This is a genomic window from Bacillus sp. FSL R5-0439, assembly GCF_038008805.1.
GTDB classification, from domain to species: Bacteria; Bacillota; Bacilli; order Bacillales; family Bacillaceae; genus Bacillus; species Bacillus safensis.
Genome location: NZ_JBBOZW010000001.1, coordinates 2,691,086 through 2,707,955, shown reverse-complemented (window position 1 = coordinate 2,707,955; position 16,870 = coordinate 2,691,086). Strand labels below are relative to the sequence as shown.

General features: G+C 40.8%; 14 protein-coding genes and 1 other annotated feature. Of the genes, 9 read left to right on the top strand and 5 right to left on the bottom strand.

The window, feature by feature from the left end; translation table 11 throughout:
- Positions 1 to 17 precede the first annotated feature (17 nt).
- Both NST59_RS13860 and NST59_RS13855 read left to right on the top strand, forming a co-directional pair.
- A complete protein-coding gene (locus NST59_RS13860) occupies positions 18 to 716 on the top strand; it encodes an ABC transporter ATP-binding protein (RefSeq protein ID WP_039180816.1) in 699 nt (232 codons plus the stop codon).
- A complete protein-coding gene (locus tag NST59_RS13855; protein WP_144516148.1) occupies positions 706 to 2,016 on the top strand; it encodes an ABC transporter permease in 1,311 nt (436 codons plus the stop codon). Before NST59_RS13860 ends, NST59_RS13855 begins: the two co-directional genes overlap by 11 nt.
- A 65-nt stretch (positions 2,017 to 2,081) precedes the next feature.
- On the opposite strand, the gene NST59_RS13850 is transcribed toward NST59_RS13855, so the two are convergent.
- Together NST59_RS13850 and NST59_RS13845 are read right to left on the bottom strand one after the other, a co-directional pair.
- Positions 2,082 to 2,780, bottom strand: a complete 699-nt coding sequence (locus NST59_RS13850; RefSeq protein WP_039180808.1) for a sunset domain-containing protein — start codon at positions 2,778 to 2,780, stop codon at positions 2,082 to 2,084.
- Positions 2,781 to 2,866: 86 nt separating this feature from the next.
- The gene (locus NST59_RS13845) at positions 2,867 to 3,670 is read right to left on the bottom strand and encodes a PAS domain-containing protein (RefSeq protein WP_039180805.1); all 804 of its coding nucleotides are present in this window, start codon (positions 3,668 to 3,670) and stop codon (positions 2,867 to 2,869) included.
- A gap of 422 nt (positions 3,671 to 4,092) precedes the next feature.
- Here NST59_RS13845 and NST59_RS13840 point away from each other — a divergent pair, with 422 nt between their 5' ends.
- The 6 genes from NST59_RS13840 to NST59_RS13815 all read left to right on the top strand — a co-directional run bounded on the left by NST59_RS13840 (position 4,093) and on the right by NST59_RS13815 (position 11,698).
- Entirely contained in the window at positions 4,093 to 4,422 is a 330-nt protein-coding gene (locus NST59_RS13840) for a DUF4257 domain-containing protein (RefSeq protein ID WP_228280384.1), read from the top strand.
- A gap of 103 nt (positions 4,423 to 4,525) precedes the next feature.
- Positions 4,526 to 4,747, top strand: a binding site (T-box leader).
- A 97-nt stretch (positions 4,748 to 4,844) separates the two neighbouring features.
- Positions 4,845 to 7,259, top strand: coding sequence for a leucine--tRNA ligase (gene leuS, locus NST59_RS13835; RefSeq protein WP_039180797.1), 2,415 nt, complete (start codon positions 4,845 to 4,847; stop codon positions 7,257 to 7,259).
- A 131-nt stretch (positions 7,260 to 7,390) separates the two neighbouring features.
- Positions 7,391 to 8,293 carry a dienelactone hydrolase family protein gene (locus NST59_RS13830; protein ID WP_106025774.1) on the top strand — a complete coding sequence of 301 codons (903 nt, stop codon included), beginning with the start codon at positions 7,391 to 7,393 and terminating at the stop codon, positions 8,291 to 8,293.
- A gap of 47 nt (positions 8,294 to 8,340) precedes the next feature.
- Positions 8,341 to 9,093 carry an NAD-dependent epimerase/dehydratase family protein gene (locus NST59_RS13825; RefSeq protein ID WP_341040766.1) on the top strand — a complete coding sequence of 251 codons (753 nt, stop codon included), beginning with the start codon at positions 8,341 to 8,343 and terminating at the stop codon, positions 9,091 to 9,093.
- Between the two features lie 219 nt (positions 9,094 to 9,312).
- Positions 9,313 to 10,173, top strand: a complete 861-nt coding sequence (locus NST59_RS13820) for a carbohydrate ABC transporter permease (RefSeq protein ID WP_087976618.1) — start codon at positions 9,313 to 9,315, stop codon at positions 10,171 to 10,173.
- A gap of 25 nt (positions 10,174 to 10,198) precedes the next feature.
- Positions 10,199 to 11,698, top strand: coding sequence for an extracellular solute-binding protein (locus tag NST59_RS13815; protein WP_039180784.1), 1,500 nt, complete (start codon positions 10,199 to 10,201; stop codon positions 11,696 to 11,698).
- 45 nt (positions 11,699 to 11,743) lie between these two features.
- Here NST59_RS13815 and NST59_RS13810 read toward each other — a convergent pair whose 3' ends face one another.
- A complete protein-coding gene (locus NST59_RS13810) occupies positions 11,744 to 12,586 on the bottom strand; it encodes an aldo/keto reductase (RefSeq protein ID WP_180272432.1) in 843 nt (280 codons plus the stop codon).
- A gap of 10 nt (positions 12,587 to 12,596) precedes the next feature.
- Positions 12,597 to 13,784 (bottom strand): MFS transporter, encoded by a 1,188-nt coding sequence (locus NST59_RS13805; protein WP_341040764.1) that lies wholly within the window; start codon positions 13,782 to 13,784, stop codon positions 12,597 to 12,599.
- A 155-nt stretch (positions 13,785 to 13,939) separates the two neighbouring features.
- On the opposite strand from NST59_RS13805, the gene NST59_RS13800 reads away from it, so the two are divergent.
- Entirely contained in the window at positions 13,940 to 14,311 is a 372-nt protein-coding gene (locus NST59_RS13800) for a winged helix-turn-helix transcriptional regulator (protein WP_034322520.1), read from the top strand.
- 38 nt (positions 14,312 to 14,349) lie between these two features.
- On the opposite strand, the gene NST59_RS13795 is transcribed toward NST59_RS13800, so the two are convergent.
- Complete coding sequence (locus NST59_RS13795) at positions 14,350 to 16,650, bottom strand: helix-turn-helix domain-containing protein (protein ID WP_144490422.1); 2,301 nt, start codon at positions 16,648 to 16,650, stop codon at positions 14,350 to 14,352.
- Positions 16,651 to 16,870 lie beyond the last annotated feature (220 nt).

Below are 16,870 nucleotides of genomic sequence, written 5' to 3'. Positions count from 1 at the left end.
AGAGCAGGGGAGTAGAGATGATTCAGATTCAAGCATTAGATCATGTATTTAAAATTGGTAAAAAAGGCAGGGAAAATGAAATTCCTGTACTAAAAGGGATTGACCTGTCCATTAAAAGAGGCGATATTGCTTGTATTGTTGGACGAAGTGGTTCAGGGAAATCGACTTTGTTGAACTTAATATCAGGTTATATTACGCCAACGAGTGGACAAATTACCATTGATGGCACCAATGTCACTGGCTTTAATGAAAAAGAATGGGCAGACTTTCGCTTAGACCACTTTGGCTTTATCTTTCAAAGCTTTCAGTTGATTGGGAGCTTAACAACGTATGAGAATGTTGAACTTCCGCTCACTTTAAAAGGTGTGAAGCCGTCTGAACGAAAAGAGAAAGTAAAAGAAATGCTGAAACGAGTAGGTCTTGAACATCACGCAGGACATTACCCAAATGAGCTGTCAGGCGGACAGCAGCAGCGTGTGAGTATTGCAAGAGCCTTGATTTTAAATCCATCTATTATTTTAGCGGATGAACCAACAGGGAGTCTCGATTCAGAAACTGAAGGAGAAATTCTAGCCTTTATCCAGCAGCTCAATCGTGAAAAAGGAATTACATTCGTCATCATTACACATGACGATGAAGTCGCTTCAATCGCAGACACAACGTTCCAGCTTCACGATGGTGTATTAAAGAAAGGGGAACAATCCATTGAAATTTAGAGATCAGGTCAAATTCATAAGAAGAAACATGAAGAAAAATAGATTGCGTGTGTTTATGACCATTCTTGCGACGACAATGGCATGCTCTTTCTTAATCGTTTTAGCGTCTGTCGGTTTTGGTTTGCAAAAATCAGCTCAAGATGAAATTATGAAGCAGCAAATCATCACAGAAATTAAAGTGTTAGGAAAAGAAAAAGGAGACGTCAAGATTGATGATTTAAAGAAATATGATCATGTAAAATCTGTTGTCTCAAGAACATCGATCATTCCATCGGTTAACGTCGAGCTCGATAACCGTTCAAGTGAAACGCAGGCTGCTTTGACCGATATGAAAGAAGAAAAAGAAGCAGGGCTTGAACTAGACCGAGGAAAAGTCCCAACGTCAGCGAACGAAATTGTGGTTGGGTATCATATGGCGCAGCACCTGTGGACAAAAAAAGAACGCGAAGCCTATGAAAAAGAATTAAATCAGACGTCAAATGGTGAAGAAACACCGAAGGAGCCTAAAGGCTACACGAAGGATATTTTAAATAAAGTGATTCAAATCAAAGTGCCAAAACTAAATGAAGAAAATGAAGTCGTCAAAGAAAAAACATTTGATTTCCGTGTAGTAGGTGTTTTGAAAAAGCCGAATTTGGAGTGGCAGGAGGATCATAAAATTCTGATTCCGAATGCTTATGAAAAAGAATTTGGCCAAATACTCGACCTGTCTCCTGAAGCAGGAAATGTCGAGAAAATGACCTCTGTTTATGCAGATAAATTCGACAATGTCGGTGCACTCACGGATAAACTAACAGATGAAGGCTACCAAGTCATCTCTGTGACGAATCAGCTAGAAGGAATGGCTATGTTCTTTACAGTCTTCAAAATTGGACTTATTTTTGTCGGATGTATTGCAGTCATTATTTCTGCCATCGGTATTTTCAATACGATGACCATGGCGGTAACAGAGCGAACACAAGAGATTGGGATTATGAAAGCCATTGGCGCGAATCCATCCATTATCAAGCGAATGTTCTTAATGGAAAGTGCTTATATTGGAGTCATCGGATCAATCATCGGTATTATCATCTCATATTTGATTAGTTTCGCCGTTAATTTAATCATCCCAGCCATTTTGTCGTCCATGTCTGAGGGAGGATCAAGCGATCAATTCTCGATTACTTTTTCCTATATTCCGCTTAGCCTTGTGATTACAGCAACAGTGATCAGCGCAGGGGTAGCGATCATCTCAGGGCTGAACCCGGCACGTAAGGCAACAAAAACGAATGTATTATCAGCTTTAAGAAGAGAAATTTAAAAAAGAACCTCCTGAAAACCCGATTGGGCGCTCAGGAGGTTCTTTTTAATCTTAATTAAACATCGCTATTGCTTAGGTGCCCTGTATCCGGCACGCTCAGCCTCTTCTACGGAGCAGAACATTTTGGTTACATTCTTTGTTCTAGAGTAGTATCTGCTGCTTGGTGTGTGATAAATACCGTTGACACTCCCTTTAATGTTACAGGCAGCTGATTCTTTTTTTGTTTCCTTTTGTGATTCATGACCGCCTGTGCTTTTTCCTTCATCTTTAGGAGCAGATCGCTGGACGGTGGAAGATTTCGTATCGCTGCTACTATTCTTGTTTTCTTGTTTAAGTGTTTCATTGCTGGAGGTAAGCTTGTCTATTTTCTCTTCAAGCGATTGAATGGTCTTTTCTTGCTGTTTGACCGTTTCTTTTTCTGAGGTGATCGTTTCTAGCTTTTTTTCCAGCTTTTCTTTTTCCTTCTCCGCGTCTTCTAAAGAGGAGGTAAGCGACTCTTTATCAGCTTTTAAGCTCGAAATGTCAGCTGAGAGCTCCTTTTGATCCTTTAAAAGCTGTTCGGAAGATGGATCGGCTTGTGCTTTTGGTGAATTTGCAGCAGCAAGCGGTAATGACATAATGGAAAAGAAGAGACCAATGATCAAAAAAGGATAGAATAGTTTCTTTGAAAAAATCAGCTCGTTCTTGCGTTTGAGTAAGAAGAAATTGACGGCATATCCGATGGCAAAACAGACACATAAAAGACCTATGATGAGTAACAACATATCTAACAGCCCCCCTAAATTGCTATTTACACCTATCATACCTCATTTTTCCATTTTGGGAAGCGGTTCAACTAAAAAAACCCTGTTTACACAGGGTTTTCAGCTAATGGTAATCCTTTTATGGCTTCTTTTACTGTCAAATAAGTGATCGTATTCTGGAAATCTGTATCGAGGTCTTTCATTTTCATCGCAAGCTGCGGTTTGATTCCAGTGATGATTAGTTCGGTTCCCGTTAGATTGAGAAGATGATGCAGTTTGAAAATGCGTGCTGCGACGGAATCATCGACTTCTATTAAACCAGAAAGGTCGACAATTAAATAATCATCCTTTGAATCATCTAATATACAGGTTAACTTAGCGACAATGGCATCAAAGCGCTCTTCAGATAATTTCCCGATAAGCGGAAGGGCAGATACACCATTTTTGATTGGGACGATTGGCGTCGAAAGAGAGGTGACTTCCTGTAAGGAATCTTCTAGGAGCTGTTCATATTCTTTCTGTTTCGTAATATCCTTTTGAAAACCAATGAAAAATGTTTTGTCATCTTGTTCAATGTATAGAGGATCTATATTGAGTTCATTCCAAAAAAAAGTGCCGTCTTTTTTATAATTTTTTAGCTGTGTGGTAATAGGTGTTTTGTTTTGAATTCCATGACGAATTAAAGCAAGCTGCTTTTGATCCGTGTCTTTTCCTTGAAGGAATCGACAATTACGCCCAAGAATCTCATCTGGTTTGTATCCAGTCATTTGTGTAAAGCCATGATTCACATAAACGATAGGGTTATCCTCTAAGGAAGGGTCTGTAATGACAACACCGATGCGCGCATGATCCAGCGCTTTTTTGATGAGTTCAAGCTGTTTTTGCAAGCCGAAAATGTTCGAGCTGACCATATTACCCTCCTTTGCTGCTATAAGACATATCAAATGGTTGTCTTTTCAACCAAATGAATCCTTATAAACGTAACATAACATATGTTCTGTTTCAACGATTGCAAACGCTTTGTTAAATTTGTCATCATAGTTTGTCCTCCATTAGAATAGAGTAAGTAAGGAGACTTTTCATTAGAAAAAGAAGGAATCAATTACTCAACATTCATAAAATGACAAAAATAGTTAATATGGATTAGGTAAAAATGATTCCAATGCATCAAGATTGTTTTTAGGTCATTCACATATAATGGAAGAAACAAGCTTTTTTTCTTCGTTAGAGAGAATAGACCTTTTACATGGATTATGACGGAACAGCAGAATGGCATTACAGGGGGCTGGACAGCCTGAAGTCGCTTTACTATTCTAAGGGCTTTAGGAAGGTGATGAAAATGCTGCAACAAGTCATTATTGCTTGCGCCATTGGAGGGGTCATGGGCATTCTCGGTCACGTAAAGAAAAAAGGCAGGCTAGAGAAGCCCAGAATGACAAAAAAGTTTATTTACTTAGGGTTTATTGAAGATTGGCTCGTTGGGATGATTGCCGCTACACTGCTTGTCTTATCCTCAAATCCCGAATCTAGTCTGCACTTGATCATCTTATCAATTATTTCAGGTTACGGAGGAGAAGCAGTTCTGCGAAGCTTTGATTTTGTAAGAGATCAGCGTTCACAGGATGCAGACTCCAGCCGTCATAACCGATCTCCACACGAATAATATCCTCTACTTTACCCTAGTCTAGGGTACATTCCCATTGTATACAAACCTGCTTGCACTTATGATCATAATTCTATAAAATACTACTTAGATGACGGTTACGATAAGAACAGTGAAGAGGAGTAGTAGGAAAGCAGTATTTGTCTTTAGAGAATTGACGGCTGGTGAAAGTCAATCAAATCTGCTTCTGAACTCGCCTCAGAGTTGCAGTTGCGTTAAAGCTTCTGTCGCATGTCTGCGTTAAAGATATTAAGTGAGCGTACGAACAGCATGTTACGCTAACAAGGGTGGTACCGCGGGAACCAAAAAATCTCTCGTCCCTTTCCAGGGATGAGGGTTTTTTGTTGATTTTAGAAAAATCTGAATTCTTGCAGTGGTCATCTAAGCAGATAAAGCCGTACATATTAAAGGAGGTTTTCACATTGAGTTTTCAGCATCGGGAAATTGAAAAGAAGTGGCAGGATTATTGGCTGACACATAAAACATTCGCCACATCTGACTCGGAAGATAAACCGAAGTTTTATGCGCTTGATATGTTTCCATATCCATCAGGAGCAGGGCTTCATGTCGGGCACCCTGAGGGCTATACAGCAACGGATATTTTATCACGCATGAAACGTATGCAGGGATATGATGTTCTTCATCCAATGGGATGGGACGCATTTGGTCTCCCGGCAGAACAGTATGCACTTGATACAGGGAATGACCCGGCGGCCTTTACAGAAGAGAACATCAATAACTTCCGCCGCCAAATTCAATCACTAGGGTTCTCGTATGATTGGGATCGAGAAATCAACACGACAGATCCGAATTACTACAAATGGACACAATGGATTTTCTTAAAATTGTACGAAAAAGGATTGGCCTATATCGATGAAGTACCAGTGAACTGGTGCCCAGCGCTTGGCACAGTGCTTGCAAACGAAGAAGTCATTGATGGAAAAAGTGAACGCGGAGGCCATCCTGTTGAAAGACGTCCTATGAAGCAGTGGATGCTAAAGATTACAGCATATGCGGACAGGCTGTTAGAAGATTTAGAGGACATTGATTGGCCTGAAAGCATCAAAGATATGCAGCGTAACTGGATCGGACGCTCTGAAGGTGCGCACGTTCATTTTGAAGTAGAAGGGCATAACGAACAGTTTACGGTTTTTACAACGCGTCCTGATACACTATTTGGTGCAACTTATGCGGTGCTTGCTCCAGAACATGCACTAGTTGAAAAAATTACATCAGCTACTCAAAAAGAAGCAGTCGAAGCATATATCAAAGAAATTCAATCGAAGAGTGATTTAGAGCGGACAGATCTTGCCAAAACGAAAACGGGTATTTTCACAGGGGCATATGCTATCAATCCGTTAAATGGTGAAAAAATGCCGATCTGGATTGCAGATTACGTGTTAGCCACTTATGGAACAGGGGCGATTATGGCCGTACCTGCTCATGATGAACGTGATTATGAATTCGCCAAAACCTTTGATCTTCCAATCAAAGAAGTTGTAGAAGGCGGAGACATCGAAAAAGAAGCCTACACAGGTGATGGAAAGCACATTAACTCTGATTTCCTAAATGGCTTAGGAAAAGAAGAGGCGATTGAAAAAGCGATTGCATGGCTTGAAGAACATCAAAAGGGTGAAAAGAAAGTCACATATCGTTTAAGAGACTGGCTATTTAGCCGCCAGCGCTACTGGGGTGAACCGATTCCAATCATTCATTGGGAGGACGGAACATCTTCAGCTGTTTCAGAGGAAGAGCTTCCACTGATCTTGCCTAAGACGACTGAGATTAAGCCAAGTGGTACAGGTGAATCACCATTAGCCAATATTAAAGACTGGGTTGAGGTTGTAGATCCTGTAACAGGTAAGAAAGGCCGCCGTGAAACGAATACAATGCCGCAATGGGCAGGAAGCTGCTGGTATTTCTTACGTTATATTGATCCTCATAACTCTGAAGAGCTTGCATCTCCTGAGAAGCTGAAGAAATGGCTTCCAGTTGATGTGTATATCGGCGGAGCAGAACACGCTGTACTGCATCTTCTATATGCACGCTTCTGGCATAAATTCTTGTATGATATCGGTGTTGTTCCAACAAAAGAACCTTTCATGAAATTGTTCAACCAAGGCATGATTCTTGGGGAAAACAATGAAAAAATGAGTAAATCAAAAGGAAATGTGGTCAACCCGGATGATATCGTAGAATCTCATGGTGCAGATACATTACGACTTTATGAAATGTTCATGGGACCTTTAGATGCGTCAATTGCTTGGTCTGAAACAGGACTTGATGGTGCTCGTCGTTTCCTTGATCGTGTATGGCGTCTATTTACAAATGAAGATGGCTCACTCAGTGATAAAGTGACAGAGCAATCTGGCGGCGCATTAGAACGCAGCTATCATGAAACCGTCATGAAGGTAACTGATCATTATGAAGGCTTGCGTTTCAATACAGGCATTTCACAATTAATGGTGTTTATCAACGATGCCTATAAGGCTGATACACTGCCGAAAGAATATGCAGAAGGCTTTGTAAAGCTTCTTTCTCCAATTGCACCGCATCTTGCAGAAGAGCTTTGGAATAAACTTGGTCATGAAGGGTCTATTTCTTATGAAGCATGGCCTCAATATGATGAGTCAAAGCTTGTCGACGATGAAGTAGAAATTGTCGTACAGCTTAACGGTAAAGTGAAAGCAAAATTAACCGTTCCTGCTGATGCAACAAGGGAGCAGTTAGAAGAGCTTGCGAAAAATGATGCACGAGTAAAAGAACAGCTGGAAGGGAAAACCATTCGTAAAGTGATTGCGGTTCCTGGGAAGCTTGTCAATATTGTTGCGAACTAATGATGACACCCATCGGTATTTAACCGGTGGGTGTTCTTTATTTCCCGGGACATAATTTTGTCGAAAACAAGGTGATTCCTGCATCGGTCTCGTATTTTAACAGGTGATCAAGAAAATGAGGAGTGACGTCAATGGAAAAGGAAAACAAACGTGAACAACTGCTCAGTCTGTTAGGAGAAATGCCAGAACGTCATCGCGTGGAGGCTTATACGTTAAAAATGGAGGAACGTGAATCATATGTAGTGGAAACACTCATTCTCTCCATAAATGGCGTAGAGGAAGTCCCTGCTTATTTCGTGAAACCGAAGGATACGGTGAAAAAAAGACCCGTAGTACTGTTTCAGCACTCTCATGGCGGTAATTATGTCAACGGGAAGGAAGAGCTGTTAGAGGGTGCTCATTATTTGCAAACGCCTTCATATGCAAAAGAGTTTACGTCAAAAGGATATAGTGTACTGGCCATTGATCATGCAGGGTTTGGTGAGAGAAGGGGAAGAACAGAAAGTGAAATTTTTAAGGAAATGCTTTTAACAGGAAAAGTGATGTGGGGCATGATGCTGTATGAAAGCATGTGTGCGATTGATTATTTGCTATCTCGATCTGATGTACTGGCGGACCGGTTAGCTGTCTTTGGGATGTCAATGGGCGGTCTCCTTTCCTGGTGGACGGCTGCACTTGATGAGAGGGTAAGTGTGTGTATTGATCTTTGCGCACAGGTGGATCATCATACATTAATTGAAACGAACAATTTGGATAGGCATGGCTTTTATTACTATGTACCGAGATTAGCAAAGTATTTTACAGCAGCGGACATTCAAGAAATGATTTTTCCAAGACCGCATTTAAGCTTAGTTGGAAAACTTGATCAGCTCACGCCTGCTGAAGGCGTTGGAAGGATTCAAAAGGTATTGAGTCAAACCTATCAAGCTGCTTCATTGAAAGAACGATATCAGCTTGCCCATCTTCATGCAGGTCATTTTGAAACAGCCGCTATGCGTCACGAGGCGACACGATTTTTGAAAAAGTGGCTGTAATCAAGAAAACGCTTGGACATACTACGTCAAAAGAAAGGAGGAGACAGATGAAAAAAATCACCATCATTGGCGGGTGCGGTGTAATTGGACGCCTTTTAACAAAAGCGCTCTCTACTGAATACAGTGTCACGATTATTGATCTGACGAGCTGTGTAGAAGGAGTCATTTTAGCCGATGCAGCGAATGAACAGAATGTATATGAGGCAATTCCGCGGGATACAGATGTCATCTTGCATCTTCTAAACATTGACATGACGCATGATGTGATGGATCATGAAGAATTTGCAAAAATGACTGATATTTTTTGGAGGAGTACCTATTATATGTTTCGGTCAGCCGCGCGGCTTGGCATACAAAAAGTCATTTTTGCAAGCAGCAACCATGTGACTGATCGTTATGAAGAGGATGGACGCTCCTTACTTGGACGGCAGATTACAACTGACGATGTGCCTGCGACTAAAAATGTCTATGGCATTTTAAAATTTGCTTCCGAACAGTTGGGGCGTTTGTTCCACGATCAAACGGGAATGTCTGTCATCAACTTACGGATTGGAACAGTTGTGACAGATGAGATGAAGGCATTATACAAAAAGCAAAGAACAAAAAGAACACTGCTGTCACATGAGGATCTTGCAGGTATGACAAAGGCAGCGATTGAATCGGATATTCCCTTTGGGACCTATTATGCTGTATCAGAGAATGAAGGAAAGCCATGGTCTACTGAGAAAACGAAGCAGGAGTTAGGCTACAAACCAGATGTCAATACGGCGGAACTCCTTGGAGAAAATGATCAGACATAGGGCATAATCATGTCATGAGCTAATGATCCTATTCTTTTGTTTCATGAGCATAAAAGCACGGCTGACATGATCTTTCCAGTTGGACTGTCAAGATGATTATAGACGCTTTCTTCCCTCGTTTGTTACATTTTAATCACGATATCGTCACAGGCTGCAGCTTACTTTCAGTTGAAATGATAACGCTTTCAAAGAAAGGGCGTGATGAACATAGATCGTTCTATTAAAGGCCGATTGTTCAATTTATTTAATTACTCTTTTCTACTCATGTTCGCATTAATATGTGTGCTTCCGTTCATCCATGTCATTGCCGCCTCTTTTGCAACAGTAGAAGAGGTCATCACGAAGAAGTTTATCCTGTTCCCAACGACGTTTTCTTTAGAGGCATATCGATACATTTTTTCTACAGATATTGTGTATCGCAGCCTCATTGTGTCCATTCTTGTGACGCTCGTTGGAACAGCTGTCAGCATGTTTTTGTCCTCGCTTATGGCATACGGGCTGTCTCGCCAGGAGCTAAAAGGCCGGAGAACACTGATGTTTCTCGTTGTCTTCACGATGCTGTTTAGCGGAGGTATGATTCCGACGTTTATTGTGGTGAAAACACTTGGTCTGCTTGATACGTATTGGTCACTTATTTTACCGGTTGCAATCAATGCGTTCAATTTAATCATTTTGAAAAACTTTTTTCAAAACATACCGGCAAGTCTTGAGGAATCAGCGAAGATGGACGGCTGTAACGATTTAGGGATTTTCTTTAAAATTGTGCTGCCACTTTCTTTGCCAGCCATTGCAACCATTTCACTTTTTTATGCCGTGACGTATTGGAATACGTATATGACCGCCATTCTGTATTTAAATGATTCAGTGAAATGGCCGATTCAGGTGCTGCTGAGACAGATTGTCATTGTCTCAAGCGGAATGCAGGGAGATATGTCGGATATGGGCTCATCCACACCACCGCCAGACCAAACGATTAAAATGGCTGTCATTGTTGTGGCGACCATTCCGGTTCTGCTTGTCTATCCATTTATTCAAAAGCATTTCAACAAAGGGGCATTACTAGGTTCTGTAAAGGGTTAAAAAGATGGAACAACGGAGGGATCTTATGGGGAGAAAGAAATTATGGCTGATTGCGTTTGTCCTGTTATTTGCAGCAAGCGGTATTTTGTCAGCATGTTCAAGTAAAGGGGCAAACTCATCAGATGAGAAGGTTGATTTAGACAAAAAGGTAAAGCTGACATGGATGGCGATTTTATATCATCAGCAGCCGCCGAAGGATTCCGTTTTAAAAGAGATTGAGAAGCTCACAAATACAGAGCTTGATATTACATGGGTGCCTGATGCTGTGAAGGAAGATCGGTTAAATTCCGCACTTGCAGCAGGGAATTTGCCGCAAATTGTGACGATTCAAGACATTAAAAATTCGTCTGCGATTAATGCGTTCAGATCAGGCATGTTCTGGGAAGTCGGTCCGTATTTAAAGGATTATCCAAATTTAAGTAAGATGAACGAACTGATTAATAAAAACGCCTCTATAGACGGCAAGCTTTATGGCATCTATAGAGAAAGACCACTTTCAAGACAAGGGATTGTCATTCGAAAGGATTGGCTTGAAAATTTAAATTTGGATACACCAAAAACATTGGATGATCTATATGAAGTAGCCAAAGCCTTTACTGAAAAAGACCCGAATCAAAACGGAAAAGCGGATACAATTGGCTTTACGGATCGGAACGATTTAATTTATGGAGCATTTAAAACACTTGGTTCATATGAAGGTATGCCTACAGACTGGAAAGAAGAAAACGGGAAATTCACGCCAGACTTTATGACAGATGAATATATGAATACAATGAAATACATGAAAAAGCTGCGTGATAATGGCTATATCAACAAAGACTTCCCAGTGACAAGCAAAACACAGCAGCAGGAATTATTCTCACAAGGAAAAGCAGGCATCTATGTTGGAAATATGGTAGATGCCGTGAACCTGCGAGATGATGCGACAGATAAAAACATGAAAGTAGATATTATCAACCGAATCAAAGGCCCAGATGGCAAAGAACGTGTGTGGGCATCAGGTGGTCATAATGGCATCTTCGCATTCCCTAAAACAAGCGTGAAATCAGAGGCAGAATTAAAGCGGATTTTGGCCTTCTTTGACCGCATTGCCGAAGAAGATGTATATGGTCTCATGACGTACGGTATCGATGGCCAGCATTATAAGAAAGAAGAAGGGAATACATTTGTCAGGGAAGAAAGCCAAGTGAAAGGCTGGCAGACAGATGTACAGCCGCTTGTCAGTCTTGTAGGAATTGATAAACGTTACTTGAAAAATAAAGGGGATGCAGTTCGTTCTAAATATGAAGAGCTAGAAGAAGACAATAAAAACATCATCGTTGCCAATCCTGCTGAAAGCCTGTATTCAGAAACAGCATCAGAGCGTGGAAACGAATTGAAGAAAATCATCGATGATGCGACGTATAAGTTCATTCTTGGAGACATCAGTGAAGATCAATTTCAGAAAGATGTAGAGAAATGGAAATCAAATGGTGGGAATAAAATCATAGAAGAATATGAGGCTTCCTTTAAAAAATCAAAATGATTAATAGGAACACCCCCGCAAAGCAAAAAAGCGGGGGTGTTTTGATTAAAAGTCGAAGTTGTCTGGATCTGGACCGATACGTTTGTTTTCATTTAAGTCAGAAAGACGTTTCATATCCTCATCAGTTAAGACAAAATCAAATATATCAGCGTTCTCTTTTAAACGATGTGCTTTCGTTGATTTTGGGATGGTGATGACACCTTTTTGTACATCCCAGCGCAATATAATCTGAGCAGGTGTTTTACTGTATGTGTCTGCGAGCTCTGTGATCAGCGGGTGATGCAGTAGTTCACCCTGCATCAGCGGTGACCAAGCTTCCATTTGAATGCCATGAGAGTTCAAATACGTATAGAGTGTTTCCTGCGTTAGCTTTGGATGAAATTCTACTTGATTGATAGCTGGTTTGATCTCTGCATCTTTTAATAGCTCGTCTAAGTGATGCGGCTGGAAGTTGCTCACTCCGATGGCTCTGACCTTTCCTTCACGATACAAGGTTTCCAGCGCACGCCAAGCTTCTTTGTATTTTCCTTCAACCGGCCAATGGATTAAATACAGATCAAGGTAGTCAAGCTGAAGTTTTTTCAAGCTTTCTTCGTATGCATGAAGGGTTGATTCATATCCTAAATCGGCATTCCACACTTTTGATGTGACAAAAATGTCCTCGCGGCGCAGTCCTGTTTCTGCTAAACCAAGCTGTATGCCTCGTCCAACACCTTCTTCATTTCCATAAATAGCTGCTGTATCAATACTGCGATAGCCTAATTGAATGGCTGTTTTGACAGCATCAACTAATTCTGCTCCATCTTCTACTTTGAATACACCAAGGCCGAAGCCTGGCATGCGGACTCCATTGTTTAATGTTTTTGTACTTTGTAAATGTTCCATAATAAAAACTCCTTTAGATGGTTTGTATTTGTTCTTTTTGTTCCATTTGATAACTAATCATCGTAAGAAAGGCTGCGATGAGGACCATGATGCCGCCGACCCAGCCTGTATGCACAAGACCAAGTGAATCTGTTACGATGCCGCCTAAAAATGAGCCAATGGCAATACCGGCATTAAAGGCAGCGATATTCATAGCAGATGCGACGTCGACTGCTCCAGGGGTGTATCTTTCGGCAAAATCAACGACGGCTACTTGCAGTCCAGGTACATTCATGAAAGCAAACAGCCCCATCAGCATGACGGTTCCAATGCCTAATACTGTGAATCCTGCAGTGAAGCTAAGGATAAACAAGATGATGCTTTGGATAATAAACATATAGATCAGTGCTTTCATTGGCTGTTCATTAGCAGCTTTTCCGCCAATGACATTTCCGGCTGCGATCGTGATTCCGTATAAAAGCAGGATCAACGCCACAGCCCCAGGCGCAAGACCTGTGACATGCTGCAAGAGAGGAGATAAATATGTGAAGACGACAAAGGTTCCTCCATACCCTGTGGCTGTAATGACAAATAAAAGCAAGATTCTTTTTGTTTTTAATAGGACAGCTTGATCTTTAAAAGATGTTTTCACACCCTGCTTTAGTTGAGACGGAACAAGAAAATAGTTGGATATCAGTGCGATCAGACCAATGATCACAATTACACCAAATGATGTCCGCCAGCCGAACTCGTGACCAAGAAATGTCCCGAATGGCACACCTGTCACAGTCGCTACTGTTAAACCAGTGAACATAAAGGCAATGGCGCTTGCCCGTTTTTCTTTCACGACAAGGCTTGCAGCAATCGTAGAGCCAATGGACATGAAGATTCCATGGGACAAGGCTGAAATCACCCGGCCGATTAACAGCACTGAAAAAGTCGGGGCAATGGTGGCAAGTGTATTACCAATCAAAAAGACGAGCATAATGAGCAAAAGTAATGTCTTTCTTTTCATCGTGGAAGTAAGGGAAGTCAATATAGGCGCTCCAAATGTCACACCAAGTGCATATAAAGAGACAGTCCAGCCCGCCTGACTGACGCTCACTCCAAAGTCCTCTGAGATCATTGGCAAAAGACCGACACTAATGAACTCAGTTGTTCCTATAGCAAAAGCACTAATCGCTAGTGCGAGCAGAGCAAAATGGTTTTGCTTGTTCTTCATCAGTAAGTTCACATCCTTCTGTGATGACATTTTGATAGACGAAGCCGATCGGCAAGAGTTATTATCTAACATAGATGACGAAAAAAAAAGTACGTACTTTTTTGTAATATAGGTACTAAAAAGTGCCTGTTCGTACAAAGAGGAGTGAATATTCGATGGAAAAGAAAAAATATAATATCTCTGTGGAAGCAACGCTTGATGTCATAGGCGGGAAGTGGAAGTGTGTGATTTTATGTCATTTGACACACGGGAAAAAACGTACGAGCGAATTGAAGCGGCTTATGCCAAACATCACACAAAAAATGCTAACGCAGCAGCTGAGAGAGCTTGAAAGTGATGGCGTCATTAACCGGATTGTCTATGAACAGGTGCCGCCTAAAGTGGAATATGAATTAAGTGAATACGGACAGTCACTCGAAAGAATTCTCAATGCGCTATGCGATTGGGGAGCAGCTCATATTGAACGTGTGTATGGAGAGCCGCTTTCAGTGCTGGAAGACAGCATCTTAAATGAACAGTTTAAATAAAAGAGCCCCGCTTTCGTGTGAGAGCGGGACTCTTTGTCTTACGTGCCTTTTTTCTGGTCGCGGTATTTACCAGGAGTTGTGCCTTCCAGCTTTTTAAAGGATCGGATGAAATTTTGCGGGTTTTTATATTTCAGTTTTTCCGAAATTTCTTTGACGGACATATCGGTTTCTACAAGCCAGTTTTTAGCGACATGGTGTCTGTAGGAAGAGAGATATTCACTAAAGGAGATATCCATTTCCTTTCTGAAAATACTGCTTAAATAATTGGGATTGTAGTGCAGGCGTGTGGCGATTTCATCCAAGGTGAGATCTGAGTCGAATTCTTGATGAATAATATGAATGATTTTTTCTGAGATGTTTTTGTATTGTGAGTCTTCACGTGCAGCAAGCTGGTCAATAATTGGCCGGATGATCTCATGTTTCAGCCATGCTTCTGTATCTTCAAAGGTTTTAAATTCAAAAATCGTATCATAGAGCATTTTGTTGTCTTCTACCTCAAATAATTCAATACCCAGCAAATGCATCAGCTCAATTAAATTGTTTAAAAAACGAGCGAGGGCGATCTGGTATTCGTGCGGTCCTGCATTTTTAGAGAAAATGGATTGCAGGAGCACATGTAAATAGTGATCCGCTTTGCCTTGATCGCCAGCTTTCACCGCATCAAATAAATCATGCTGCAGCTGCTTTGGAAAATGGGTTTTGAACGTCTTTCCTTGCTGGATATGCTCATATAAGATAATGGATTTTTTCTCTGCTTTGAGTCTGTATTTTAAGGCTTCTTTTCCTTCAATGTAAGCGTGTTTTGCCATCGTAAGCTCCTTAAACTGGCGGCTGATCCCAATGCTGATCGATAAACCGAGCTCTTCTTCGATACGCTGCTGAATGGTTTCTGCTAATTGATTTAAATATTCAGTAAACTCTTCGTCTAATTTTGAGTGGTTAAGGATAATCGTTGTTTGATGTTCATTGACAACGGTTGGCTGAAGGTGTTCCTCTTGCGGAATAATCTGCTCGATCAGTCCATTGATCGCAAATAAAAGCAAATCAGCATCTTTTTTTTCATAAGGTGTTCCTTTTAACGTATCGATTTGAGTCACAAGCATGGACAAATGAGACCAGCCCTGGGGAAAGCCTAAGCTTTGGAACCGGTTGTTTACTTCTTCATCTGTCAGCTTTCCAAGCAGCAGCCGTACCATAAAGTATTGCTGTAAGTGTGTCACTTGCTGCTCAATCCGTTCCTCTAAATCATTGTTTTGATCTTTCATTTGTTTAATACTTGATTCAATTAACTCAAATTCATTTTGAAAAGGCTGTTTTTGCAAAAATGATTCATTGCGTGCAAATGACTCGTATAATAAGCGGATTGGTTTATAAAAGTGTCTGGAACCAAACCATGAAAATAGTAATGAAAGCGCTAACAAAATAGTGCAGATAATAAAGGTAATCCACCCGATTGATTTCGTTTGCTGCTTAAGTTCTGGAATAGAAACAAAGGATAGGTACGTCCATTCATTATAATCAGATTTTTGAAATGTGATTTGATAGTTGAGTTCGTCGATCTTCATATCAAATTGTCCTGATCGTTTTTCAAGTGAGAGCACATGCTTGACGAAATCTTGATATTTCAGCGATTCACCAATTTGTTCTTTGCGATTATGTAGCAGCACTTTTCCGTTTGTATCGATGACAAACATGCTATCTGATTGAGAGAAGTCAGGCATGTTATCAGCAATCACGCAGCTTGGAATGCTGGCGACAGCGATTCCCTTTTTTTGAACGCTGTTCATAGGCAGTTGTTTGATTAAATTCACATTGTACTTGCAAAAGGATGCTTTACCTTCTTTAGTCGCAACAAGTGGATTATTCTCTTCAAGTGCCCAGCTGGAGTGACTTGGTATATTGAGGTAAGAGGTCAGCGCTTTTTCTTGGTCTTCGCTTGTGACATGATAAAGCCCCGAATTGTTCATGTACCAGTCTTCCATTTTACTGACGAGTGTAATATTGGAAAGGTCGGTGTCAAAGGTTTGCAGGTAGTTCAGTTCCTGCTGTACTTGATTATAAAGCTGGAATTGGTCTGGATTTAAAGGTTCTGCCAGTGTTTGAAGGAGAGGTGTCGAACTGACATAGTGAGTGAGAGAATGATCAACCGTTTTTAAAATATGCTCAATATTGGATTGCGTTTGTTTGACGCTGTCGAGCTTTTCATTTGAGATATTTTCAAGTGCTGTTTTTTGCGAATGCTGATAAGAAAAAATACCGACAATGATAACAGGAATCGTACTAAGTATGAAAAAAAACGTCACAAGCTTGTAATAAAATTTATACTGCCTTCTTTTCATAAAACCCCCCATTTCAAACGAAACAATCTTTTCCCCTTAATTTATTAATCCAAAAATCTGGTAGGTTTGTCAATAATCATTTTCTGAGATTAGGATCATTTTCTTATGTTTTATGTAACGTTTTGAGTAGCTTCACCTATGAAAATATGATCTGTTGATATGATTGTAGACGGATTTTTCATCCTTAAGATACAGTTAACACATGCATCAGCATGAGGGG